Consider the following 23,704-nt stretch of genomic DNA (forward strand, 5'->3'; position numbering starts at 1 on the left):
GGGGTGGGGTTGTTGGTGTCGCTTTGTGTGTGGCGTGTGGTTCGCCTTTGCCCCCCCCCCCCCCCCCCCCCCCCCCCCCCCCCCCCCCCCCCCCCCCCCCCCCGTCACCGGCCCCCGAAAGCCCCGCGCAGCGGACCCCGCCCGCCGCAGGCGCAACGGCGACAAACTCCCACGGCGGGAAAGCCGACAACGTGGGAAGCAAGCCAAGCGCAGCGGACAGGCGCAACGGCGAGAAGCCCCCACGGCGGGAAAGCCGACAACGTGGGAAGCCAGCAAAGCGCAGCGAAGGGGCCGCAGCCGACAACGTGGGAAGCAGCAAAGCGCAGCGGATAGGCTTGCGCGGTTGCCGACCGCCGACCCAGCCGACGGAGACCGTGACTACCACCACCAGCGCCACCAACAGCCATCACCTGTCCCCGGCCTTTCCCGGCCGGGCCCCTTGGGGTACCGCGAACAAGCTGCGCGCCTGGCAGCAGGCGGCCATGGACCGCTACATCCAGAGCCAGCCCAGAGACTTCCTCGCCGTGGCGACGCCCGGGGCCGGCAAGACGACCTTCGCGCTCACCCTCGCCTCGTGGCTGCTGCACCACCACGTCGTGCAGCAGGTCACGGTGGTCGCGCCGACGGAGCACCTGAAGAAGCAGTGGGCGGAGGCGGCGGCCCGGGTGGGGATCAAGCTCGACCCGGAGTACAGCGCCGGGCCGCTGGGCCGCGAGTACCACGGCGTCGCGGTGACCTACGCGGGTGTGGGCGTGCGGCCCATGCTGCACCGCAACCGCATCGAGCAGCGCAAGACGCTGGTGATCCTGGATGAGATCCATCACGCCGGCGACTCGAAGTCCTGGGGCGAGGCGTGCCTGGAGGCGTTCGAGCCGGCCACCCGGCGGCTGGCGCTGACCGGTACGCCCTTCCGCTCCGACACCAACCCGATCCCCTTCGTCACGTACGAGGAGGGCAACGACGGCATCCGGCGGTCGGCCGCCGACTACACCTACGGCTACGGCAACGCGCTGGGCGACGGTGTGGTCCGGCCGGTCATCTTCCTCTCCTACAGCGGCAACATGCGCTGGCGGACCAAGGCCGGCGACGAGATAGCGGCCCGGCTCGGCGAGCCGATGACCAAGGACGCGGTCTCGCAGGCCTGGCGGACCGCGCTGGATCCGCGCGGCGACTGGATGCCCAACGTGCTGCGGGCCGCCGACCAGCGGCTGACCGAGGTCCGCAAGTCCATTCCGGACGCCGGCGCGCTGGTCATCGCCTCCGACCAGGAGCAGGCGCGGGCGTACGCCAAGCTGATCCGGGAGATCACCGGGCAGGGCGCCACCCTCGTGCTGTCCGACGACTCCGGTGCCTCGCAGCGCATCGACGACTTCTCGCACTCGCAGGACCGCTGGATGGTGGCGGTGCGAATGGTGTCGGAGGGCGTCGACGTACCGCGCCTGGCGGTCGGGGTGTACGCCACCACCATCTCCACGCCGCTGTTCTTCGCGCAGGCGGTGGGGCGCTTCGTCCGCTCCCGCAAGCGCGGTGAGACCGCCTCGGTGTTCCTGCCCACCGTTCCCACGCTGCTCGGCTTCGCCAACGAGATGGAGGTCGAGCGCGATCACGTGCTCGACAAGCCGAAGAAGGACGGCGAGGAGGACCCGTACGCCGAATCCGAGAAGGAGATGGAGGAGGCGAACAAGGAGCAGGACGAGGACACCGGGGAGCAGGAGCAGTTCTCGTTCGAGGCGCTGGAGTCGGAGGCGGTCTTCGACCGGGTCCTCTACGACGGTGCCGAGTTCGGTATGCAGGCCCATGCGGGCAGCGAGGAGGAGCAGGACTACCTCGGCATCCCCGGGCTGCTGGAGCCCGACCAGGTGCAGATGCTGCTGCAGAAGCGGCAGGCCCGGCAGATCGCCCACAGCAGGAAGAAGCCGGACGCGGAGGCGGATCTGCTGGAGATCCCGGCCGAGCGGCGTCCGGTGGTCACCCACAAGGAGCTGCTGGAGCTGAGGAAGCAGCTGAACACGCTGGTGGGGGCGTATGTCCACCAGAGCGGCAAACCACACGGTGTGATCCACACCGAGCTGCGCCGGGTGTGCGGCGGCCCGCCGAGCGCGGAGGCCACCGCCGGGCAGCTGGGCGAGCGGATCAAGAAGGTACGGGAGTGGGCGACGCGGATGCGCTGAGCGCGTCCCCCGCCGAGCGGGTGGTGCTCCGCCGATGCGGGGTGCCACCCGTTTCCTGTGCCGTGACGGACCCGTGACCTTCAGCCCAGGCTGAAGCACAACACGCCCTCATGAGCGGGCTAATCGGGATATTCCTGGCGTGGAAGCCCGGATTCTGGACGGACTCTTCCGCTGACCGGACTGGCTCGCTACTGTCCCGGTCACGCACACGCCCCGTGGCAGCGCCGCCGCGGAGCGCAGCCGGTGCCATGCGGCCGGCGGCCTCTTGCGCGCGCTGCTCCGGGACCTGCAGCGCAACGCGTCCGAGTGCCGCCACTCACCCAGGAGGGGCGTCGTGACCGCAGAGACCTCCCAGACACTCGACCGTGGACTGCGCGTCCTGAAACTTCTCGCCGACACCGACCACGGGCTGACCGTCACCGAGCTGTCCAACAAGCTCGGCGTCAACCGCACCGTGGTCTACCGCCTGCTGGCCACACTGGAGCAGCACGCCCTGGTGCGCCGCGACATCGGCGGCCGGGCCCGGGTGGGCCTGGGCGTCCTGCGCCTGGGCCGTCAGGTGCATCCGCTGGTCAGAGAGGCGGCGCTGCCCGCCCTGCGCTCACTCGCCGAGGACGTGGGGGCCACCGCGCACCTCACCCTGGTCGACGGCACGGAGGCCCTGGCCGTCGCCGTCGTCGAACCGACCTGGACCGACTACCACGTCGCCTACCGCGCCGGCTTCCGCCATCCGCTGGACCGCGGGGCCGCCGGGCGGGCGATCCTCAAGGCCCGCCAGGGCCGGCTCCAGGACGCCGGACTCGCCCTGACCCACGGCGAGTTGGAGGCCGGCGCCAGCGGTGCGGCGGCGCCGCTGCTCGGGGTGAGCGGGATCGAGGGGAGCGTGGGCGTGGTGATGCTCGCGGACAACGTCTCCGAACGGATCGGCCCGCGGGTGGTCGACGCGGCCCGGGAGGTGTCCGAGGCGCTGCGGTGAGGCCGGTGGCCCCCGCACGGTGACCGTGCCGGCGGCCCCGGGCATCCGCCCGCGTCCACGGAGTGTGAAGGCCCCGTGGCCGTGCGGTGAGCCCGCAGCGCCATAAGGGCCTGGTGGGGCGGGGGTCAATTAGGGTGGCGGAGTGTCCTCACGCGCTCGCGCCCTGGCGCTCTGCACCGCCCTTGTCCTCGCCCTCGTCGTCACCGCGATCCTCGCCCCGCTGCCGTACTCGGTGGCGTATCCGGGGATGACGGCGAACGTCCTCGGCGACGACAAGGGCAAGCCGGTGATCACCGTCACCGGTGCCGGGACCCGCAGGACGAGCGGGCAGCTGCGGATGACCTCGATCGTCGCCACCGGCCCGGAAGCCTCGGTCCATCTGTCGGACATCGCCAAGGCCTGGTTCCGTACGGACGAGGCCGTGATGCCGCGGGAGGCGGTCTACCCGGTGGGCGACAGCACCGAGGAGATCGCCGAGCACAACGCCGAGCAGATGGAGCACTCGCAGGACACCGCCACCGCCGCCGCGCTCGACCAGCTGGGCAAGTCGCCCAAGGACGTCAAGGTCAAGCTGAGCCTCGCGGACGTCGGCGGTCCCAGCGCCGGGCTGATGTTCGCCCTCGGCATCGTCGACAAGCTCGACGGGGACGGCGCGGGCCATGATCTGACCGGTGGCCGGACCATCGCCGGCACGGGAACGATCACCGCCGGCGGCAAGGTCGGGGCGGTGGGCGGCGTCCCGCTGAAGACCCAGGCCGCGCACCGCGACGGCGCCTCGGTCTTCCTGGTGCCCCGCAAGGAGTGCGCGGACGCGCGGGCGGAGCTGCCGAAGGGGATGCGGCTGATCCCGGTCACCACCCTCGACGGCGCGGTGGACGCGCTGAAGGCGCTGCGGGCCGGGGGCGACGTCCCCAGCTGCTGAGCCGGGGAGCACGCCACTACCCCTCCTTGATGAACCCCTCCTGCAGCAGCCAGTCCTTGGCGACCTCGTGCGGGTCCTCGCCGTCCACGTCGACCCTGCGGTTGAGCTCCTGGGCGACGGTGTTGTTCAGGGCCTTGGTGACCGGCGCCAGCACCTCGGCCATGGCCGGGTGCTTCTTCAGCGACGCGGCGTTGATCTCGGGGGCGGCGTTGTAGTTGGGGAAGAAGTGCCGGTCGTCGGCGAGCAGGCGCAGGTTCATCGCCTTGATCCGGCCGTCGGTGGTGTACACCTCGCCGAACGTGCAGCTGCCGCCCTGCTGGATCTGGGTGTAGATGACACCGGCGGCCATCCGCCGCACCTGGGAGGGCGGGATCCTCATGCCGTACTTCCGGGTCATCCCGGGCAGCCCGTCGTTGCGGGTGGCGAACTCGTTCTCCACGCACAAGGTGACCGCGCCGGGGTCCTTCTTCAGCAGTTCGCCCAGGTCGGAGAGCGTCTTGGTGCCGTACTTCGCGGCGTCGGCGGGGCTCAGCGCCAGCGCGTAGGTGTTGTTCAGCGTCGAGGGCGGCAGCCAGACGACGCCGTTCTTCCGTTCCTCGTCGCGGACCACCCGCCACTGCTCGTGCGGATCGACGACGGGCGTGGTGTGGCCGAGGTAGGTGATCCAGCCGGTGCCGGTGTACTCGTACGCGGCGTCCGCGGTGCCGGACTTGACCGCCTCCCGCGCGCCGATCGAGCCCTGGATGCTGGTCTTGTCGATGACCTTGGCGCCGGCCGCCTTGAAGACCAGGCCCATGATCTGGCCGAGGACGATCTGCTCGGTGAACTCCTTCGACGTCACGGTCAGCTGCGCCCCGGTGAGCGGCCGGTCCGGGTAGCCGGCGTGCGGGCCCGGCAGGACGTTGTCGGTCATCGCGCTGCCGCTGACCAGCCCGCAGCCGCCGAGGGCCAGGGCCGCCAGCAGCGCCCCGGCACACAGGAGCCGGCCGGCCCGGCGCCGGCGGGCGCTCATGCGGCCACCTCCAGGCCGCGCGGCCGCAGCAGCAGCTCGGCGAGCGAGGCCAGCCACTCGACGAGCAGGGCCAGCGCCACGGTCAGCACCGAACCGAGGACGAGTACGGGCATCCGCTGGGTGACGATGCCCGCCGAGATCAGATCGCCCAGGCCGCCGCCCCCGCCGAAGGTGGCCAGCGTCGCGGTGCCGACGTTCAGCACCAGCGCGGTCCGCACGCCCGCCAGGATCAGCGGCACGGCCAGCGGCAGTTCGACCTTGGTCAGTACGCCGGTGGCGGACATGCCGATGCCCCGGGCCGCCTCGGTCAGCGTCGGGTCGATGCCGCGCAGCCCCGCGATGGTGTTGGCCAGGACCGGCAGCACGGCGTAGAGGACCATGCCGACGATCGCCGCGCGGGGGCCGATGCCCAGCCAGATGACGAGCAGGATCAAAAGGCCCAGGGCGGGCACGGCCTGGCCGAGGTTGGCCAGCGCCATCGCGAAGGGGGTGGCGCGGCGCAGCCGGGACCGGGTCAGCGCGATGCCCAGCGGGATCGCGATGACCAGGACGAAGAACGTGGAGACCACGGTGAGCACGATGTGCTGGCGCAGCGCCAGCCACACCTTGCCGTCGTCCACCGCCTGATGGGCGATGGAGTCCAGCTCGGCGCCGCTGAACCACAGCCAGGTGGCCAGCAGCGCGACGAGCAGGAAGGCCGGCATGAAGGTCCACTTCTGCCAGCTGATCCGGCGCTCACCGGGCGGGGCGGAGGGAGTGGGCGCCTCACCGGACGCCACCTCCCGCTGCTCCATCTCGACGTCGTCGCGGAAGGCGAGGGCCTCATGGGTGCTCGGCCGGTGCCCGTCCCGCCGCGCCCCGCCGTCGTCGCCGGCGCTCACGCCCGGCTCCCGGCAGCGCCTTCGCCGCCGCCCGCGCCGCCCAGGCCCTCCTGCTCCTGCTGCGTGCGGCGGCTGCGCTCCTCCTGGAGCCGGTGCTGCTGCTCGGCGGCCTCCAGACGGTCCGCCTCCAGCAGCTCATGGACGTTGTTCATCAGCGTCTCCATGTCGACCACCCCGATGAACTCGCCGCGCCGCCCGGTGACCGCGACCCGGCCCGCGTTGTCGGTGAGCACCGCCTCCAGGGCGTCGCGCAGCGTCGCGTCCCGGGTCACGGTGTCGGCGACCAGGGTGCCGGCCCGCGCCAGCGACCCCTGGGCACGGGCCAGATCGCTGCGCCGCAGCCACTTGTAGGGGCGGCGGTTGCGGTCCAGCAGCAGCAGCTCGTTGTGACCGCCGGCGCCCAGCAGGTCGACGACGGACTGCAGCGGATCGTCGATCCCGGCGGTGGGGAAGTCGACCACGCCGACGTCCCGTACGCGGGTCAGGTTCAGCCGCTTGAGGGCCGCGCCCGCGCCCACGAAGCCGGCGACGAAGTCGTCGGCGGGGTTGGTCAGGATCGCCTCGGGGGTGTCGAACTGGGCGATGTGCGAGCGCTCGCGGAGCACCGCGATGCGGTCGCCGAGCTTGATGGCCTCGTCGAAGTCGTGGGTGACGAAGCAGATGGTCTTGTGCAGCTCGTGCTGGAGACGGATCAGCTCGTCCTGGAGGTGGTCGCGGGTGATCGGGTCGACGGCGCCGAAGGGCTCGTCCATCAGCAGTACGGGCGGGTCGGCGGCGAGCGCCCGGGCCACGCCGACGCGCTGCTGCTGGCCGCCGGAGAGCTGGCGCGGGTAGCGGTCGTGGAACTCGCCGGGGTCCAGGCCGACCAGGTCGAGCATCTCCTCGACCCGGCCGGCGATCCGGCTCCTGGACCAGCCGGTCATCTTGGGGACCAGGGCGATGTTCTGGGCGACCGTCATGTGCGGGAAGAGGCCGGAGGCCTGGATGGCGTAGCCGACCTTGCGGCGCAGCCTGACCGGGTCGATGCCGGTGACGTCCTCGTCGCCGATCCGGATCCGGCCGGACGTCGGCTCGATCAGCCGGTTGATCATCTTCAGGGTGGTGGACTTGCCGCAGCCCGAGGGCCCCACGAAGATCACCGTCTCGCCGGCCTTGATCTCCATGTTGACGTTGTCCACGGCCGGGTTGGGGTTGCCCGGATAGACCTTCGTCAGGTTCTCCAGCTGGATGCTCGCGCCCGAGGCTGCGGCGCTGTGCGGCTTGCCCGTCGGCTCAGGCACGGATCCCCCTGGAGATGGTCAGGCGTCCGATCAGGACGTACACGGCGTCGAAGAGGAGGGCGAGGACGGCGATCCCGAGGGTGCCGGCGAGCACCTGGTTGAGGGAGTTGGCGCTGCCCAGCGAGGCGATCCCGCGGAAGATCTCGTTGCCCAGACCGGGACCGGAGGCGAAGGCGGCGATGGCGGCGATACCCATCAGCATCTGGGTGGCGACCCGGATGCCGGTGAGGATCGGTGGCCAGGCCAGCGGCAGTTCGACCCGCAGGAGCCGGGCCGTGCGCGACATCCCGATGCCGTTGGCCGCGTCCACCAGCGCCGGGTCCACCCCGCGCAGCCCGACGATGGCGTTGCGGACCACCGGCAGCAGCCCGTAGAGGGTCAGCGCGATGACGGTCGGGGCGACGCCCAGGCCCACCAGCGGGATCAGCAGGCCGATCATGGCCAGCGACGGGATGGTCAGGATGGTGGCGGTCGCGGTCGTGGCGAGGCTGCCCGCCCATTCGCTGCGGTAGGTCACGACCCCGACGAGGACCCCCAGCACGGTGGCGATCACCATGCACTGGAAGACCGCGCTGGCGTGCTGATACGTGTCCATCAGCAGCTGGGCGTGCCGGTTTTCGACGTACTCCCAGAAGCTCACCCGTCGCTCTCCTCGGTCGGTCAGTCTCCCGAAGCCTGCTGCACCAGCGGGATGATCCGCAAGGGAACCGGGTTCTCCATCACGATCGCCGTCGATGCCCGCACAATGCCATCAAAGCCCACGACCCGGTCGATCACCCGCTGCAGATCGGCGTTGGAGCGGGCGACGAGCCTGCAGAGCATGTCCCCATGTCCCGTCGTTGTATGCAGCTCCAGCACCTCGGGAACGGTGGCCAAGTGCGCCCGTACGTCGCCTCCTTGCCCCTGTTTGATCTCCAGGGTCGCGAACGCGGTGACGGGATAGCCCAGCGCGGCGGGGTCCACGTCCGGCCCGAAGCCCCGGATCACTCCATTCGACTGAAGCCGGTCGAGCCTGGCCTGGACCGTCCCGCGCGCCACCCCCAGCCGCCGCGACGCCTCCAGCACCCCGATCCGCGGCTCCTTCGCCAGCAGCTCCAGCAGCGCCCCGTCCAAATGATCGATCGCCATCGCCGACTCCTTCGATTTCGATGGTCATCATGTACAGATAGCCTGAAGTAACCGCCTCTTCGCTATACATAATGCCCAGGAGATCCGGAAACTATTGCGCATCTTGTGGATCGGAGGGACTCTGCGGCCATGGCAGACACCACGATGCACACCCAGCCCACCACCCCCAGCACGGCTCGGCAGGCGGACCCCTTCCCGGTCAAGGGGATGGACGCGGTCGTCTTCGCCGTCGGCAACGCCAAGCAGGCCGCGCACTACTACTCCACCGCCTTCGGCATGAAGCGCGTCGCCTACTCCGGGCCGGAGCACGGCAGCCGTGAAACCGCGACCTACGTGCTCGAATCCGGCGGCGCCCGGTTCGTCTTCACCTCCGTCATCAAGCCCACCACCGAACGCGGCCGCTTCCTCGCCGACCACGTCGCCGCCCACGGCGACGGCGTCGTCGACCTCGCCATCGAGGTCCCCGACGCCCGCGCCGCCTACGAGTACGCCGTCGCCCACGGCGCCACCGGCCTCGAGGAGCCCTACGAACTCAAGGACGACCACGGCACCGTCGTCCTGGCCGCCATCGCCACCTACGGCCAGACCCGGCACACCCTCGTCGAGCGCACCGGCTACGACGGCCCCTACCTGCCCGGCTTCGTCGCCGCGCCGCCCGTGGTCGAGCCGCCGGCGAAGCGGTTCTTCCAGGCCATCGACCACTGCGTCGGCAACGTCGAGCTCGGCAGGATGAACGAGTGGGTGGCCTTCTACAACAAGGTCATGGGCTTCACCAACATGAAGGAGTTCGTCGGCGACGACATCGCCACCGAGTACTCGGCGCTGATGTCCAAGGTCGTCGCGGACGGCACCAAGAAGGTCAAGTTCCCGATCAACGAGCCCGCGATCGCCAAGAAGAAGTCGCAGATCGACGAGTACCTGGAGTTCTACGGCGGCCCCGGCGTGCAGCACATCGCCCTGGCCACCAACGACATCGTCGCCACCGTGCGTCAGATGCGCGCCGCGGGCGTGGAGTTCCTCGACGTACCCGACTCGTACTACGACACCCTCGGCGAGTGGGTGGGCGACACCCGCGTGCCGATCGACGAACTGCGCGAGCTGAAGATCCTCGCCGACCGCGACGAGGACGGCTATCTGCTGCAGATCTTCACCAAGCCGGTCCAGGACCGCCCGACCGTCTTCTTCGAGATGATCGAGCGGCACGGCTCCCTGGGCTTCGGCAAGGGCAACTTCAAGGCGCTGTTCGAGGCGATCGAGCGCGAGCAGGAGCGCCGCGGCAACCTCTGACCCCCGCCCTTCGCACGCCGCCGCGCGGGCCGTACGCGATCTTCCGTGTACGGCCCGCCCGCCCGTCACCCGACCTCCGCCCCCAGAAGTCGGCACTGCGCGCCGGCCCCTCGTGGGAGTCTTGAGGCATGGACCTCATCGCACACCTGCGCGCCGGGCTCCCCGAGGAAGCCGTCCTGACCGACCCGGACGTCACCGGCTCCTACGCCCGCGACATGGCCAACTTCTGCGCGGCGGGCGCCCCCGCGGTCGTCGTGCTGCCCCGCACCGTCGCACACGTCCAGCATGTGATGCGGACGGCGACCGAGCTGGGCGTCCCGGTCGTCCCGCAAGGCGCGCGCACGGGAGTGTCCGGTGCCGCCAACGCCACCGACGGCTGCATCGTGCTGTCCCTGGTGAAAATGGACCGCATCCTGGAGATCAACCCCGTCGACCGGCTCGCCGTCGTCGAACCCGGCGTCGTCAACGCCGTACTCTCCCGCGCGGTCAACGAGCACGGCCTCTACTACCCGCCGGACCCCTCCAGTTGGGAGACGTGCACCATCGGCGGGAACATCGGCACCGCCGCCGGCGGCCTGTGCTGCGTCAAGTACGGCGTCACCGCCGAGTACGTCCTCGGCCTGGACGTCGTCCTCGCCGACGGCCGCCTTTTGAAGACCGGCCGCCGCACCGCCAAGGGAGTCGCGGGCTACGACCTCACCCGCCTCCTCGTGGGCTCCGAAGGCAGCCTCGGCGTCGTCGTACGCGCCACCCTCGCCCTCAAGCCCAACCCGCCCCGACAGCTCGCCCTCGTCGCCGAGTTCGCCTCCGTGGCCGCGGCCGGCCGGGCCGTCTGCGAGATCATGGCCCGCGGCCACGCCCCCTCGCTCCTGGAGCTGATGGACCGCACCAGCGTCCGCGCCGTCAACGACATGGCGCAGATGGGCCTGCCGGAGTCCACCGAGGTGCTGCTGCTGGCCGCCTTCGACAGCCCCGACCCCTCCGCCGACCTCGCCGCCGTCGGCGCCCTGTGCGAGGAGGCCGGCGCCACCCAGGTCGTCCCCGCCGAGGGCCCCGCCGAGTCCGAACTGCTGCTCCAGGCCCGCCGGCTCGCCTTCACGGCCCTGGAGCGGATCAAGCCCGCCATGCTCATCGACGACGTGTGCGTCCCGCGCTCCCAGCTCGCCGCCATGCTCGAAGGCACCACCGCCATCGCCGAGAAGTACGGCCTGACCATCGGCGTCTGCGCGCACGCCGGCGACGGCAACACCCACCCCCTGGTCTGCTTCGACCCGGCCGACCAGGACGAGGAGCGCCGTGCCCACGAGTCCTTCGACGAGATCATGGCCCTCGGCCTCGCGCTCGGCGGCACCATCACCGGAGAACACGGCGTCGGCATACTGAAGAAGGAGTGGCTCGCCCGCGAACTGGGCGACGTCGGCCTGGAGTTGCACCGCGGGATCAAGCAAGTCTTCGACCCCCGCGGCATCCTGAACCCAGGGAAGGTCTTCTGACCCCGCCGCGTCGCAGGGACGACAGGGGGCGCACCCCCTGTCGTGTCCACGGCCCCCGAGCCCGCCGCCCGCACCTGCCACCTCGTAGAGTCCCCGCATGGATTCCACGCTCCCCGGACTGGCCCTGCTCGTCCTCGCCATCGCCCTGGTGGCCGCCACCACCGACCGCCGCTCCAAGACCCTCGACCGCCGCCTCGCACGGCTGGAGCGGAAGGTCGACCTGCTGCTGGCCCACGCCGGCGTCGAGCAGCCCCAGGACCCCCGGATGGCCCAGATCGACGACCTGCTGGCGCAGGGCAAGAAGATCCAGGCGATCAAGGTGCACCGCGAGCTGACCGGCTCCGGCCTCGCCGAGGCCAAGGAAGAGGTCGAACGCCGGATGCGGTGACGGCCCCCTGGGCAGAGGATGGCCGAAAGGACCGCCGGAGCCCGTCCACCGGGCCACCTCTGCCCACCCCAGGGAGCGAGAGCCGATGGCAGCGACCGAAGCGAGGAGAGCCTCCGATGAGGAGTACGACGTCATCGTGCTGGGGGCGGGACCGACCGGCGAGAACCTCGCCGACCGGGCGCACGCCGCCGGACTGAGCGCCGCGATCGTCGAGAGCGAACTGGTCGGCGGCGAGTGCTCCTACTGGGCCTGCATGCCCAGCAAGGCCCTGCTGCGCCCGGTCACCGCCCGCTCCGAGGCACGCCGGGTACCCGGCCTCAAGGACGCCGCCGACGTCCCCCTGGACGCACCCGCCGTCCTCGCCCACCGCGACGCCTTCACCTCCTACTGGAAGGACGACGGGCAGGTCCGCTGGCTGGACTCGGTCGGCATCGACCTGGTCCGCGGACAGGGCCGGCTGGCCGGGCCCCGCCGGGTCGTCGTCGACGGCGGCCGGGTGCTCACCGCACGGCACGCGGTCGCGGTGTGCACCGGCAGCCGCGCGGTGCTGCCCGACATCCCGGGACTCGCCGCCGCCCGCCCCTGGACCAGCCGCGACGCCACCAGCGCCAAGGCCGTACCGGGCCGGCTGGTGGTGGTCGGGGGCGGCGTGGTGGGCGTCGAGATGGCCACCGCCTGGCGGGCCCTGGGCGCCTCGGTGACACTCCTGGTACGCGGCGACGGGCTGCTGCCCCGCATGGAGCCCTTCGCCGGCCACCTCGTCGCCGAATCGCTCGCCGAGGCGGGCGCGTTCCTGCGCACCGGCGTCGAAGTGCGCGAGGTGCGCCGGGAGGCCCCGGGCGGCGCCGTCACCGTCGAACTGGACTCCGGCGACGAGATCATCGCCGATGAGCTGCTGATCGCCACCGGCCGCGCCCCGCGCACCGACGACATCGGCCTGGAGACGGTCGGCCTGACGCCCGGCTCCTGGCTGGAGGTCGACGACAGCTGCCGGGTGAAGGGCGTGACCGGCGGCTGGCTCTACGGCGTCGGCGACGTCAACCACCGCGCCCTGCTGACCCACCAGGGCAAGTACCAGGCCCGGATCGCCGGCGCCGCGATCGCCGCGCGGGCCCGGGGCGTACCGATCCTGGAGTCCGATCCCTGGGGCGCGCACGCCGCCACCGCGGACACCCTCGCCGTCCCCCAGGTCGTCTTCAGCGACCCCGAGGCCGCGTCGGTGGGTCTGACCGCCGCCGCCGCGGAGCGGGCCGGGCACCGGATCCGGGTGGTCGACCAGGACCTGGCGGCGGTGGCCGGCGCCTCCCTGTACGCCGACGGCTACCGCGGCCGCGCCCGCATGGTCGTCGACCTGGACCGCGAGGTGCTGCTCGGCGCCACCTTCGTCGGCCCCGGCGTCGGCGAGCTGCTGCACTCCGCGACGGTCGCGGTGGCCGGCGAGGTCCCCCTCGAACGGCTCTGGCACGCGGTACCGGCCTACCCGACGATCAGCGAGGTGTGGCTGCGGCTGCTGGAGTCCTACCGCGGCTGACCCCCGGCCGTGCGGCCCGGCGCAGTCCCCCGCCTCGACCAGGCCCCCGCCCCTCGTCGGTGGGCGGGGGCCCGAGCGGCCCCCGCCCACCGGACACGCCCTCATCGCGCACTCCCACAGCGTCTCCCGGACACCCGTTACGCCCCGGTCTCCGGCGACTCGTCCGAGGGCCAGGTGCCGCCCGGCCACTGATCGTCCCGCGACGTCAGCGCCAGCAGCTCGCTCAGCCCTTTGTCCAGGCCCAGGTGCGCCTGCTCGCTCCCCGGCGGGACCACCCGCAAGGTGCGCTCCAGCCACGCCGAGACCGCCGCGGCCGGCGCCTGAAGCAGCGCCTCGCCGTCCGGCGAGTTCAGCGCCATACAGACCAGGCTGCGGCCGTCCACCTTCGTGGGCCACACCCGCACATCGCCCTGGCCGCACGGCCGGAACACGCCCTCGACGAGCAGTTCACGGGCGAACGTCCAGTTGACGGGCGCGTCCGAACCCACGTGGAAGGTGACATGGACGGCGTAGGGGTCGTCCGTCCGGTACGCCAGCCGGGCCGGTACCGGAATGCTGCGCTCCGGCGACAGGACCAGGCCCAGTTCCAGCTCTCGTTCCACCACGGTGTGCATGAGGTCCGCCTCTCTCGTGTCGTCCGTGCGGGCCTGGGACGGGCCCGCACACAAGGAGAGAGGCGCCGGACGCCGGACCCTTACACGACTTCGTACAACTTTTTTCCGAAACCTCTTCCAGGTGGTCGTGGCGGGCGGGAGCACCGATGTGACCCGCGGTCTGATAGATGTGGACGCCGCGTTGCGGCAGACTGCTGCCCACACCCACCAGGCCGAGTACAGATACGGGACTTCGGACATGAGCGCCCCTACCTCAGGATCCGCCGGCGGCAGCCCCACGCCAGGCTTCTACCCGGACCCGTCCATCCCCGGCTACATCCGGTACTGGAACGGTGCCGCATGGGTGCCGGGCACCAGCCGGCCCGCCCCCGCCGAAGGCGAGGCCATGCCCGCGCCGCCGCCCGGCGCGGCGCCGCCGGCCCCCGCCACCGTCGAGGAGACCGGTCCGGTCTTCCTCGACGAGGAGGCGGCCGGCGACACCGGGCTCCCCGCGGTGCGCGGCGGCGAGGCCGGAGCCACACCCGCCGCCGCGAGCTGGGACGACCCGGCCCGGCTGCACGGCACCAGCCCCGAACCGGCCTCCGCCTGGCAGGCCGACGCCTCCCGGCAGAGCGGCTTCGGCGGCGAGGCCGACCGCCGGGTCTCCTGGGGCTCGCCGGACCAGGCGCCCTCGGGCACCCCCTCGGGCGCCGCCGCCTGGGGCACCGTGCCGCCGCAGCGCGACGAGCAGAGCGGTGACGGGGCCGCGGCGGGCGAGGGGCCCGGCACGCCCTCGTCCGCCGGCCCCGCGTCGCGCCCGCCCGAGGCCCCGGCCGACGGGACGGTCACCATCCGCGCCGTCAACCCCGCGGCCCGCCGCGGCCCGGCCTCCGGCGACCAGGGCACCACGGCGATCCGCGCGGTACGGCCCCATACCGCACAGCCTTCGGAGCCCGCCCAGCCCGCCAAGGCCAACGAGACCATGGCGATCCGCGTCGCGGGCGCCGGGCGGCAGCAGTCAGCCGCGCCCGGCGGCGGCGCCCCGCAGTCGCTGCCGTCCGTCGGCGGCCACCAGCAGGGCGCTGCGGCCCCTCAGCACCAGGCCCCCGCCCAGCAGAACCCGGCCCAGCAGAACCCGGCCCAGCAGAACCCGGCGCAGCAACACCCCGGCCGGCAGGCACCCGCGCCCTCGCCAGGACTCCCCGCGCAGGGCGCCGGCGCCGAGGGCGTCATCCCCTGGAAGCCACCGACCGACTCCGACCCCTTCTTCGCCGCCGCGCAGGCCGCCCAGGGACACCCGGCCGGGCTCGGCCGCAGGCTGGCGGCCCGGCTGATCGACACCCTGGTGCTGGGCGCGATCACCGCCGCCGTGGCCGTCCCCATGTGGGGCACCGTCACCGACCACATCGACGCCAAGGTCGAGGCGGCCAAGCAGTCCGGCCGCCAGGTGACGGTCTACCTGGTCGACGGCACCACCGCCCCGGTCTTCGCCACGATCCTGGCCGTCCTGCTGATCGGCGGTGCGCTCTACGAGGCGCTGCCGACCCTCAAGTGGGGCCGCACCCTGGGCAAGAAGCTGTGCGGCGTACGGGTCATCGACATCGAGAGCCACGACACCCCGACGCTGGGCGCCGCCCTCAAGCGCTGGTTCGTCTACAGCGTGCTCGGCGTGCTGGCCGTCGGCGTGGTGAACGTGCTGTGGTGCGTCTTCGACCAGCCGTGGCGGCAGTGCTGGCACGACAAGCTGGCGCGCACCTTCGTCGCGTCCGACTGAGCCTGCCGCGTCCGCCGCGTCCGCCGCGTCCGCCGCGTCCGCCGCGTCCGCCGCGGCCGACCGGCCGCCCGTCCCGGCGGGCGGAGCACCCGCCGGGACCGCCCCGGTAGCCCGAACGGACTTCGCCGGATGCGGTCCGCCCCCACAAGGGGTCGACTCGGGCCATGAGTACCGAGCAGCCCGGCAACGGCTCACCCGGCAACGGCTCACCGCGGGGCGGCGGCACGGGCGGTGGCGAAGGCTCACCGCCTCCGGGCGGCCCGCCACCTCCGCCGCCTCCGGGAGGGGCGCCGCCTCCGCCGCCGCCTCCGCCGCCGCCTCCGCCGCCGCCTCCGCCGGGAGGGGCGCCGTACGGGGGCGGCCCGTACGCCGGCGACCCCTACGGCGGGCAGTACGGGGCGGCCGATCCGCTGGCCGGGATGCCGCCGCTGGCCAACCGCGGCCGGCGGCTGGTGGCGCGCATCATCGACGCGATCCTGATCGGTGTGCCGGTGTCCCTGATCATGACCGTGATCGTCGGCGGCGTGGACTACTTCAGCACCAGCAACGTGCAGGCCAGCAAGCAGTCGACGGTGTCGGGCGTCACGATGCTGGCCTACCTCGTCTACGAGGGGCTGATGCTGTCCAGCCGCGGACAGACCGTCGGCAAGATGGCGATGAAGATCCGGGTGGCGATGCTCGCGAACGGCTCGATCCCGACCGCCCAGGCCGCCTGGATCCGCGCCGCGGTCTACACCCTGCCCGAGATCGTGCCGTGCTGCGGCTTCGTCTTCTGGCTGGTCAACGTCCTGTGGTGCACCTGGGACAAGCCGTATCAGCAGTGCCTGCACGACAAGGCCGCGAAGACCGTCGTGGTGTCCACGGAGACGGACACCGCCTAGCGACGAGACGACGGGCCCGCATGGCCCGATTCACCGGACCGGCCCCGCTCGCCCGTACGGCCGCCGGCTTCAGCGCGCGTGCTCGCCGGCCTCCGCGGCGCCGGCCGCCGAGGCGACCCGGGCCCGCGGCACCCCGCCGTACGGCGACGGCGCCTGCGTCGGCACGGGCTGCAACTCCCCGGGCGCGGCGGGCGACTTGGCCCGTACGGCATGCCGCCGGACCACCCGCGACACCCCCGGAATCGGTGCCGTCATGGCGACGAGCAGGCCGAGCCCGAGCCCGGCGATGGCGATGACCGCGACCCCGATCCCGGTCTCCGTCTGGGAGAGCAGCAGCATCGCGAGGGTGGAGAGAAAGACGGTGGCCGAACCGTAGGCGAGCTGGGTGGCGGTCGGACGAGGCATGGCGGAATCCGTCCTCGGGGGGTCGGCAGGGGGGTGTCGGTCAAGGGCGCGCCATCACACGAGCCTACGGTCCTTACTGCCCGAGCGGAACGCCAAGTAAGCGTGACCTAACCCACGGGCGGAGGCGCAGGGGGCGCACACGGCACCGCCCGTTCGAACACCTGGGTGTGTCATGGCTGTTCGGGGTGGGGGCGCATGTCCGGTGGGCATATACGCCCGGCCCCTGCCCACCCGTATTGCCGTCATCGACCGGTGTCCGATAGCCGCCACGCGCGAACCGGTTAACGTACTGGCCTGACGTGGCCAAGTCAAGACCTGTCTTTTCCCCCGTACTTCCGGTCGAATGCCCTCCAAACAACGACCGCGTCTAGGGGAGGACAGCGCCAAGTGAGAGACCACAGAAAGGTGTTCAGACCGGCCGCTCTGGCCACGGCGATCGCCGTGATCGGGGCGGCCGCTCTGTCGTCGGGGGTGGCCACCGCCGACCCCCAGGGGCCGTCGTCCGTCGCCAAGCGCCATGACCCGGCGCCCGAGCGGACCGTGGACCACGACCTCAAGGGGCCGTTCAGCGACAAGCAGGAGGCCGCGCGCAAGGAAGCACTGCAGCAGGTCATCTCCGGCGACGCCAAGGCCACCGAGCGCGACGGCTCCCAGGTCGTCAAGCTCGGCAGGAGCAAGTACGTCGAGCTGGCCCGGGAGAAGACCGACAAGATCTTCACCATCCTCGTGGACTTCGGCGACAAGGTCGACGACACCACGATGTTCGACCCGGACGGCGACGGACCCAAGCCTCCGGTGAAGAAGTACGGCGGCGACCCGGGCCCCGCGCACAACCAGATAGCCGAGCCGGACCGTGCCAAGGACAACAGCACGGCCTGGCAGAAGGACTACAACCAGCAGCACTTCCAGGACCTGTACTTCTCGCACGACAAGAAGAAGCAGTCGCTGGCCAAGTACTACGAGAAGCAGTCCTCGGGCCGCTACTCCGTCGACGGCGAGGTCTCCGACTGGGTCAAGGTCGACTACAACGAGGCCCGCTACGGCTCCAACTACTGCGGCCAGACCAACTGCGCCAGCGCCTGGGACCTGATCCGCGACGGCGTCAACCAGTGGGCCGCGAACCAGAAGGCGGCCGGCCGCACCGACGCCCAGATCAAGGCCGACCTCGCCAAGTACGACCAGTGGGACCGCTACGACCACGACGGCGACGGCAACTTCAACGAGCCCGACGGCTACCTCGACCACTTCCAGATCGTGCACGCCGGCGAGGACGAGTCCGCGGGCGGCGGCGTCCAGAAGACCAACGCCATCTGGGCGCACCGCTGGTACGCGTACGGCACCGACGCCGGCAAGACCGGCCCCGAGGGCAACAAGGCCGGCGGCACCCAGATCGCCGACACCGGCATCTGGGTCGGCGACTACACGATGCAGCCGGAGAACGGCGGGCTCGGCGTCTTCGCCCACGAGTACGGCCACGACCTGGGCCTGCCGGACGAGTACGACACCACCGGCACCGGCGAGTCCTCGGTGGACTTCTGGTCGCTGATGTCGGCCGGCTCCTGGCTCGGCACCGGCAAGGACTCCATCGGCGACCTGCCCGGCGACATGAGCGCCTGGGACAAGCTGCAGCTGGGCTGGCTCAACTACGGCAAGGCGAAGGCCGCCACCAGCTCCACCCACAAGCTGGGCGTCGCCGAGTACAACACCAAGAACAAGCAGGCGGTGGTCGTCGAACTGCCCGCCAAGGCGGTCAAGACCGACATCGTCGCGCCCGCGGAAGGCTCCAAGCAGTGGTGGAGCGACATGGGCAACGACCTGAAGAACACCCTGTCCCGGCCGGTGGACCTCACCGGTAAGGCCAAGGCGTCGCTGACGCTCAAGGGCTGGTGGGACATCGAGAAGGACTACGACTACCTCTACGCCGAGGTCTCCACCGACGGCGGCAGCAACTGGACGGCCCTGGACGGCACCGCGGGCGGCAAGGCCATCCCGCGCGACGGCAGCGACAAGCCCGCACTGACCGGCAGCGTCACCGCCTACCAGGACCTCGTCTACCCGCTCGACGCCTACGCGGGCAAGAAGATCGACCTGCGCTTCCGCTACCAGACCGACGGCGGCGCGGCCCAGAAGGGCTTCGCGGCCGACACCATCGGCGTCGTCGCCGACGGCAAGCCGCTGTTCAGCGACAACGCCGAGGGCGACGACAACGGCTGGACCAGCAAGGGCTTCTCGCGGATCGGCGCGTCCTTCACCAAGGACTACCCGCAGTACTACATCGCCGAGAACCGCCAGTACGTGTCGTACGACAAGACCCTCAAGGTCGGCCCGTACAACTTCGGCTGGACCACCGACAAGCCGGGCTGGGTGGAGCACTTCCCGTACCAGAACGGCGTGCTGATCTGGCTGTGGGACACCTCGCAGCCCGACAACAACGTCGGCCAGCACCCCGGCTACGGGCAGATCCTCCCGGTCGACGCCCACCCCAAGGCCGAGCGCTGGGCCGACGGCAAGCTGATGCGCAACCGCTTCCAGTCCTACGACTCGACCTTCACCCGCTACCGGACCGACGCGCTCACCCTCCACAAGGACGGCAAGCCGGTCACGATCAAGTCCAAGCGCGGGGTGACGCTCTTCGACGACCGGCACGGCGTCTACTACGACAAGGCGAACCCGACCGGCGGTGTGATCGTTCCTGACACCAACACCCGGATCAAGATCACCAAGGAGGCCAGTGATGGCTCCACGGTGACGGTCCAGGTGAGCCGCGCAGGTAAGTAAAAGATAAAAGTCGCAGGTCAGAGCCGAATCGGCCGTCGCCCACTAGCGGGCGACGGCCGATTCGCGTTTAGATGCGTCCTGCAGTTCCTTGTTGACGCCGAGTCTCACGGGGGAGATATGTCCATGTCCGGTGGCGGCTTCATCAGGCTTCCCGGCGGAAGCGTGGTGGTCGCCCTGTCGCTGCCCAGACCGCCCCACGGGGCGCGGTCCGGCCCGTACGACTGCGGGTGCCGGGTCCGGGTCCTGGTCCATGCGGTGAACCGCCAGCGCGCCCTGACCAGGCTGCGCAACCTCGGTCTGCGCGCCGTCTACCTCCGCGGCAACACCGAGCCGCCCACCCCGGACGAGGTCACGGCCGTGCTCCACCACCCCGACGGCCTGGTCTGGCGCGAGGCCCCGGGCGACGACACGGAGTCCTGGCACCCCATACGGGCCCTGTGGCGGCCCCGGGCCGCTCCGGCGGCGCCCCCCTCGGCCACCGGGCCGGCGGGCAGCGGGCAGGCCGCGTAAGGGCCGCGGCGGAAGCGGGCCGAGGGCGCACCCTCGGCCCGCGTCAGCGGACTCACCGGTCACCGTCGACCTGGTTGCCGCTGACCGCTCACTGCCTACTGATGGGCGACGACCGGCTTGCCGGTCAGCTCGGCGCCCGCGGCCCGCAGCTCCTCGACGGCCCGCTCGGTGGTGTGCGCGAGGACGCCGGCCGTCAGATCCAGCAGGACGTGGGTGCGCAGCCCGGCCCGCAGCGCGTCGAGGGCGGTGGCCCGTACGCAGTGGTCGGTGGCGATGCCGACCACATCGACCTCGGTGACGTCCCGCTCGCGCAGCCAGTCCGCGAGCGGGGTGCCGTCCTCGTCCGTCCCCTCGAAGCCGCTGTACGCGGCCTCGTAGGCGCCCTTGTCGAAGACCGCGTCGATCGCGCCGGAAGCGAGGGCCGGGGCGAAATTGGGGTGGAAGCTGCTGCCTTCGGTGCCGGCGACGCAGTGCGGCGGCCAGGAGTGCTCGAAGTCGGGGTGGTCGGAGAAGTGGTCGCCCGGGTCTATGTGGTGGTCCCGGGTGGCCACGACGTGGCGGTAGCCGCCGCCTGCCGCCTGGCCGATCAGGTCGGTGATGGCCGCCGCGACATCCGCACCTCCCGCCACCGCGAGGCTGCCGCCCTCGCAGAAGTCGTTCTGCACGTCAACGACGATCAGTGCCCGATGCATGGTGCGTGCCTTCCGGCTGGGAGTTGGGGGGAGGGGCGCGAAGTGATGGTGTGACCGAGGGTAGCCACTTGAGGGTGATTGCGGGAGTGGATGACCGAACTCGTCCCCGTGCCCGCACCCTCCCTTCGCGTTACATCGTGTGATAAATTCAAGGGAACTAGTCACTCTCTGTAATCGTTGCCGGATTAAGGAGGCGGCGCGGCACCCAGGCGAAGTCGCGCCAGGCGCACCCCCACCCCCGTAACCCCTGTCACGCCAGGCGTATCCCGGTATCCCGGTATCCCCGGTATCCCCGGTATCCCGGTAGGCCTGTCGGCCGGACGGCCTGGCGGTCCTGCGCACACCGGGCGGCCTGATGGCCCTGCAGGTGCCGGGCCGCCGCCTGGTGGCCGTACAGGTGCCAGGCGGCCTGGTGGCCCTACAGGTACCGGGCGGCCTGGCGGTCCTACATGTACTCGGTGGGAATGACCGCTTCCCCCCGAGACAGCTGGGTCGCCGACAGCGGCAGCCCGGCGCGGGCGGCGATGTGCCGGTCGCGGGCGGCGTCCAGCGGCTCGCGGGCCACCACCATGCCGGCGCTCACCAGCGGGATCTGCAGCTGCTGGTCCTCCAGCTCCGCCGGGACCGGCCCGGTGCCGACGACCTCGGCCGACGCCACGCCGTCCTCGTCGAGCCTGCGGGCGGCCCACTTGCGGCCGCCCACCGAGGTCTTGGCGCCCATCGACTTCTTCGCGACCGGCCGCAGCGGGGCGCCCGGCTCGTCACTGTCGGCGCGGGCGACCAGCTTGTAGACCATCGAGCAGGTCGGGTGCCCGCTGCCGGTCACCAGCTGGGTGCCGACGCCGTACGCGTCCACCGGGGCGGCGGCCAGTGAGGCGATGGCGTACTCGTCCAGGTCGCTGGTCACCACGATCTTGGTCTTCTCGGCGCCCAGCTCGTCCAGCTGCTGGCGCACCCGGTGGGCGATCAGCAGCAGATCGCCGGAGTCGATCCGTACGGCGCCGAGGCCGGGACCGGCCACCTCCACGGCGGCGCGCACCGCCTCGGTGACGTCGAAGGTGTCCACGAGCAGGGTCGTGCCGCTGCCGAGGGTGTCGACCTGCGCGGTGAAGGCGTCCCGTTCGGTGTCGTGCAGCAGGGTGAAGGCGTGGGCGCTGGTGCCGACGGTGGGGATGTTGTAGCGGAAGCCGGCCGCCAGGTCGGAGGTGGCGTGGAAGCCGCCGACGTAGGCCGCGCGGGACGCGGCCACCGCCGCGAGCTCGTGGGTGCGGCGGGCGCCCATCTCCATCAGCGGGCGCTCGCCGGCCGCCACCGACATCCGGGAGGCGGCCGCGGCCACCGCGGAGTCGTGGTTGAGGATCGAGAGGATCACCGTCTCCAGGAGGACCGCCTCGGCGAAGGTGCCCTCGACCCGCAGGATGGGGGAGCCGGGGAAGTAGACCTCGCCCTCCGGGTAGCCCCAGATGTCGCCGCGGAAGCGGAAGTCGGCCAGCCACTGGAGGGTCGGCTCGTCGAGGATGCCGCGCTCGCGCAGAAAGCCGAGGATCGTCTCGTCGAAGCGGAAGTTCTCCACCGCGTCCAGCACCCGGCCGGTGCCGGCCACCACGCCGTAGCGGCGGCCCTCGGGCAGTCGGCGGGTGAAGACCTCGAAGACCGACCGGCGGTCCGCGGTGCCGGACCGCAACGCGGCCTGCAGCATGGTGAGTTCGTACTGGTCGGTGAAGAGCGCAGTCGACGGCACGGCCACCGGCAGCCCCAGGTCTGCTGTGTTCATGCAGAAGATGCTACCCCCATTACTCGTCACTTTGACGATAGTGGGATGGAGGCCTCCGCTTATTCTCCGAGGAGCCTTTGGGTCCCCCGGGGGGCGCTTGTGTGTCACCCCCCGGGGCGTGTGTGTGTCGCCCACCGGGGGCGAGCGTGTGTCACCCCCGGGGGCGGGTGCGCGTCACCCCCTGGAGCGGGTGTGCGCAACGCGCCGACGCGGCACGCCCGAGGGGCGTTTGTGCACCGTCCGCCCCCGGGTGGCAGCATGGGGCCTGTGAGCGCCCACCCGTCCCCCACGATCACGCTCCGGCCGTATCGCTGCACGCTCAGCGTCCCGGTCGAGATCGAGCGTCCCGAGTCGAGCGAGGCCCCCTTCGAGGTCACCGAACCCGACGTCCCGTGGGTCACGATCGTCCACAACGACCCCGTCAACCTCATGAGCTACGTCTCCTATGTCTTCCAGACGTACTTCGGCTACTCGAAGGACAAGGCGCACCAACTGATGCTCGACGTCCATCACAAGGGCCGCGCGGTGGTCTCCAGCGGCAGCCGTGAGGAAATGGAACGGGATGTGCAGGCCATGCACGGCTACGGCCTGTGGGCGACCCTGCAGCAGGACCGCCGATGACCGGGCACTTCGAGCCGCTGCCCGACGGCGGCGCCGCCGTCCCCCTCGACGAGGTCGAGATCTCCATCCTGCGCAGCCTGGCCGTCCAGCTGATGGAGCTGATCGGGCCGGGCGAGCAGCCCGCCGGCGGCGAGGACGAGGACCTGCTGGCGTCGATCTTCAACGACGGCCCCAGCGAGCCGCCCGCCGACCCGGTGCTGGCCCGCCTCTTCCCCGACGCCTACGGCGGTCCCGACCTCGTCCCCGATGACGACGTACGCGCCGCCTCCGCCGAGTTCCGCCGCTACACCGAGAACGACCTGCGCTCGCGCAAGCGGGAGGACGCCCTGGCGCTGATCCGCGGGCTGGACACGCTGTCGCCGGCCGGGGGAGACGCCGTGCTGCGGCTGAAGCCCGACGAGTGCCGGCAGTGGCTGGGCGCCCTCAACGACCTCAGGCTGGCCATCGGCACCCGCCTGGAGGTCACCGACGAGGACGACGGCGGCGAGCTGCTGCGCCTGCCGGACAGCGATCCGCGCAAGCCGATGGTGATGGCCTATCTCTGGCTCGGCGGTCTCCAGGAGACGCTCGTCGAGTCGCTGATGGGGTGAGCCGAGGGTGTGCGGCT

General features: G+C 71.6%; 22 protein-coding genes. 13 read left to right on the plus strand and 9 right to left on the minus strand.

Going from position 1 to position 23,704, the window contains the following annotated elements; genetic code table 11:
• Nucleotides 1-374 precede the first annotated feature (374 nt).
• The 3 genes from AC0680_RS36480 (at nt 375) to AC0680_RS36490 (ending at nt 4,069) form a co-directional block, all read left to right on the plus strand.
• A complete protein-coding gene (locus AC0680_RS36480; RefSeq protein ID WP_384440612.1) occupies nt 375-2,171 on the plus strand; it encodes a DEAD/DEAH box helicase in 1,797 nt (598 codons plus the stop codon).
• Between the two features lie 334 nt (nt 2,172-2,505).
• Nucleotides 2,506-3,147 carry an IclR family transcriptional regulator gene (locus tag AC0680_RS36485; protein ID WP_399146955.1) on the plus strand — a complete coding sequence of 214 codons (642 nt, stop codon included), beginning with the start codon at nt 2,506-2,508 and terminating at the stop codon, nt 3,145-3,147.
• Between the two features lie 142 nt (nt 3,148-3,289).
• Nucleotides 3,290-4,069: a S16 family serine protease gene (locus AC0680_RS36490; RefSeq protein ID WP_478637333.1), complete on the plus strand. Its 780-nt coding sequence runs from the start codon at nt 3,290-3,292 to the stop codon at nt 4,067-4,069.
• A gap of 16 nt (nt 4,070-4,085) precedes the next feature.
• Here the strand turns inward: AC0680_RS36490 and AC0680_RS36495 are convergent, their stop codons facing one another.
• The 5 genes from AC0680_RS36495 to AC0680_RS36515 all read right to left on the minus strand — a co-directional run bounded on the left by AC0680_RS36495 (nt 4,086) and on the right by AC0680_RS36515 (nt 8,370).
• The gene (locus AC0680_RS36495) at nt 4,086-5,081 is read right to left on the minus strand and encodes a glycine betaine ABC transporter substrate-binding protein (RefSeq protein ID WP_478637334.1); all 996 of its coding nucleotides are present in this window, start codon (nt 5,079-5,081) and stop codon (nt 4,086-4,088) included.
• Nucleotides 5,078-5,875 carry an ABC transporter permease gene (locus AC0680_RS36500; RefSeq protein WP_478637357.1) on the minus strand — a complete coding sequence of 266 codons (798 nt, stop codon included), beginning with the start codon at nt 5,873-5,875 and terminating at the stop codon, nt 5,078-5,080. Before AC0680_RS36500 ends, AC0680_RS36495 begins: the two co-directional genes overlap by 4 nt.
• An 83-nt stretch (nt 5,876-5,958) precedes the next feature.
• Nucleotides 5,959-7,242 carry a betaine/proline/choline family ABC transporter ATP-binding protein gene (locus AC0680_RS36505; RefSeq protein WP_478637336.1) on the minus strand — a complete coding sequence of 428 codons (1,284 nt, stop codon included), beginning with the start codon at nt 7,240-7,242 and terminating at the stop codon, nt 5,959-5,961.
• Complete coding sequence (locus AC0680_RS36510; RefSeq protein ID WP_478637337.1) at nt 7,235-7,882, minus strand: ABC transporter permease; 648 nt, start codon at nt 7,880-7,882, stop codon at nt 7,235-7,237. Before AC0680_RS36510 ends, AC0680_RS36505 begins: the two co-directional genes overlap by 8 nt.
• Nucleotides 7,883-7,902: 20 nt before the next feature.
• Nucleotides 7,903-8,370 (minus strand): Lrp/AsnC family transcriptional regulator, encoded by a 468-nt coding sequence (locus AC0680_RS36515; protein WP_384440628.1) that lies wholly within the window; start codon nt 8,368-8,370, stop codon nt 7,903-7,905.
• Between the two features lie 129 nt (nt 8,371-8,499).
• On the opposite strand from AC0680_RS36515, the gene hppD reads away from it, so the two are divergent.
• From hppD to AC0680_RS36535, 4 genes are all read left to right on the plus strand, one after another.
• Complete coding sequence (hppD, locus tag AC0680_RS36520; protein ID WP_478637339.1) at nt 8,500-9,657, plus strand: 4-hydroxyphenylpyruvate dioxygenase; 1,158 nt, start codon at nt 8,500-8,502, stop codon at nt 9,655-9,657.
• 128 nt (nt 9,658-9,785) lie between these two features.
• A complete protein-coding gene (locus AC0680_RS36525; protein ID WP_478637341.1) occupies nt 9,786-11,150 on the plus strand; it encodes an FAD-binding oxidoreductase in 1,365 nt (454 codons plus the stop codon).
• 97 nt (nt 11,151-11,247) lie between these two features.
• Nucleotides 11,248-11,538 carry a ribosomal protein L7/L12 gene (locus AC0680_RS36530; protein ID WP_384440637.1) on the plus strand — a complete coding sequence of 97 codons (291 nt, stop codon included), beginning with the start codon at nt 11,248-11,250 and terminating at the stop codon, nt 11,536-11,538.
• 85 nt (nt 11,539-11,623) lie between these two features.
• Nucleotides 11,624-13,069, plus strand: coding sequence for a dihydrolipoyl dehydrogenase family protein (locus AC0680_RS36535; RefSeq protein ID WP_478637342.1), 1,446 nt, complete (start codon nt 11,624-11,626; stop codon nt 13,067-13,069).
• A 137-nt stretch (nt 13,070-13,206) separates the two neighbouring features.
• Here AC0680_RS36535 and AC0680_RS36540 read toward each other — a convergent pair whose 3' ends face one another.
• On the minus strand, nt 13,207-13,683 hold the full coding sequence (locus tag AC0680_RS36540) for an SsgA family sporulation/cell division regulator (RefSeq protein ID WP_478637344.1): 477 nt from the start codon (nt 13,681-13,683) through the stop codon (nt 13,207-13,209).
• Nucleotides 13,684-13,921: 238 nt separating this feature from the next.
• On the opposite strand from AC0680_RS36540, the gene AC0680_RS36545 reads away from it, so the two are divergent.
• Nucleotides 13,922-15,436, plus strand: a complete 1,515-nt coding sequence (locus AC0680_RS36545) for an RDD family protein (protein WP_478637345.1) — start codon at nt 13,922-13,924, stop codon at nt 15,434-15,436.
• A 164-nt stretch (nt 15,437-15,600) separates the two neighbouring features.
• Entirely contained in the window at nt 15,601-16,317 is a 717-nt protein-coding gene (locus tag AC0680_RS36550; RefSeq protein WP_478637346.1) for an RDD family protein, read from the plus strand.
• Nucleotides 16,318-16,386: 69 nt separating this feature from the next.
• Here the strand turns inward: AC0680_RS36550 and AC0680_RS36555 are convergent, their stop codons facing one another.
• Complete coding sequence (locus AC0680_RS36555; RefSeq protein ID WP_478637347.1) at nt 16,387-16,722, minus strand: hypothetical protein; 336 nt, start codon at nt 16,720-16,722, stop codon at nt 16,387-16,389.
• Between the two features lie 387 nt (nt 16,723-17,109).
• On the opposite strand from AC0680_RS36555, the gene AC0680_RS36560 reads away from it, so the two are divergent.
• The gene (locus AC0680_RS36560; RefSeq protein WP_478637348.1) at nt 17,110-19,500 is read left to right on the plus strand and encodes an immune inhibitor A domain-containing protein; all 2,391 of its coding nucleotides are present in this window, start codon (nt 17,110-17,112) and stop codon (nt 19,498-19,500) included.
• Between the two features lie 123 nt (nt 19,501-19,623).
• A complete protein-coding gene (locus AC0680_RS36565; protein ID WP_478637358.1) occupies nt 19,624-20,010 on the plus strand; it encodes a hypothetical protein in 387 nt (128 codons plus the stop codon).
• A 95-nt stretch (nt 20,011-20,105) separates the two neighbouring features.
• Here AC0680_RS36565 and AC0680_RS36570 read toward each other — a convergent pair whose 3' ends face one another.
• Together AC0680_RS36570 and AC0680_RS36575 are read right to left on the minus strand one after the other, a co-directional pair.
• Nucleotides 20,106-20,702 carry an isochorismatase family protein gene (locus AC0680_RS36570; protein ID WP_478637349.1) on the minus strand — a complete coding sequence of 199 codons (597 nt, stop codon included), beginning with the start codon at nt 20,700-20,702 and terminating at the stop codon, nt 20,106-20,108.
• Between the two features lie 445 nt (nt 20,703-21,147).
• Entirely contained in the window at nt 21,148-22,476 is a 1,329-nt protein-coding gene (locus AC0680_RS36575) for a nicotinate phosphoribosyltransferase (RefSeq protein ID WP_478637350.1), read from the minus strand.
• Nucleotides 22,477-22,743: 267 nt separating this feature from the next.
• Between AC0680_RS36575 and clpS the strand changes: the two genes are divergently transcribed.
• Both clpS and AC0680_RS36585 read left to right on the plus strand, forming a co-directional pair.
• Nucleotides 22,744-23,097, plus strand: coding sequence for an ATP-dependent Clp protease adapter ClpS (clpS, locus tag AC0680_RS36580; RefSeq protein ID WP_384440664.1), 354 nt, complete (start codon nt 22,744-22,746; stop codon nt 23,095-23,097).
• Nucleotides 23,094-23,687, plus strand: a complete 594-nt coding sequence (locus AC0680_RS36585) for a DUF2017 domain-containing protein (protein WP_478637351.1) — start codon at nt 23,094-23,096, stop codon at nt 23,685-23,687. The genes clpS and AC0680_RS36585 overlap by 4 nt, the downstream gene beginning before the upstream one ends.
• Nucleotides 23,688-23,704 lie beyond the last annotated feature (17 nt).

The organism is Streptomyces sp. NPDC043738 (assembly GCF_056436545.1).

Coding starts and splice junctions, on each gene's coding strand:
- AC0680_RS36495 (WP_478637334.1), bottom strand. CDS start 5,081: ATGAGCGCCCGCCGGCGCCGGGCCGGCCGGCTCCTGTGTGCCGGGGCG.
- AC0680_RS36570 (WP_478637349.1), bottom strand. CDS start 20,702: ATGCATCGGGCACTGATCGTCGTTGACGTGCAGAACGACTTCTGCGAG.
- AC0680_RS36525 (WP_478637341.1), top strand. CDS start 9,786: ATGGACCTCATCGCACACCTGCGCGCCGGGCTCCCCGAGGAAGCCGTC.
- AC0680_RS36585 (WP_478637351.1), top strand. CDS start 23,094: ATGACCGGGCACTTCGAGCCGCTGCCCGACGGCGGCGCCGCCGTCCCC.
- AC0680_RS36535 (WP_478637342.1), top strand. CDS start 11,624: ATGGCAGCGACCGAAGCGAGGAGAGCCTCCGATGAGGAGTACGACGTC.
- AC0680_RS36500 (WP_478637357.1), bottom strand. CDS start 5,875: ATGGAGCAGCGGGAGGTGGCGTCCGGTGAGGCGCCCACTCCCTCCGCC.
- AC0680_RS36540 (WP_478637344.1), bottom strand. CDS start 13,683: ATGCACACCGTGGTGGAACGAGAGCTGGAACTGGGCCTGGTCCTGTCG.
- AC0680_RS36550 (WP_478637346.1), top strand. CDS start 15,601: ATGAGTACCGAGCAGCCCGGCAACGGCTCACCCGGCAACGGCTCACCG.
- AC0680_RS36515 (WP_384440628.1), bottom strand. CDS start 8,370: ATGGCGATCGATCATTTGGACGGGGCGCTGCTGGAGCTGCTGGCGAAG.
- AC0680_RS36565 (WP_478637358.1), top strand. CDS start 19,624: ATGTCCGGTGGCGGCTTCATCAGGCTTCCCGGCGGAAGCGTGGTGGTC.
- AC0680_RS36530 (WP_384440637.1), top strand. CDS start 11,248: ATGGATTCCACGCTCCCCGGACTGGCCCTGCTCGTCCTCGCCATCGCC.
- AC0680_RS36545 (WP_478637345.1), top strand. CDS start 13,922: ATGAGCGCCCCTACCTCAGGATCCGCCGGCGGCAGCCCCACGCCAGGC.
- AC0680_RS36575 (WP_478637350.1), bottom strand. CDS start 22,476: ATGAACACAGCAGACCTGGGGCTGCCGGTGGCCGTGCCGTCGACTGCG.
- AC0680_RS36555 (WP_478637347.1), bottom strand. CDS start 16,722: ATGCCTCGTCCGACCGCCACCCAGCTCGCCTACGGTTCGGCCACCGTC.
- hppD (WP_478637339.1), top strand. CDS start 8,500: ATGGCAGACACCACGATGCACACCCAGCCCACCACCCCCAGCACGGCT.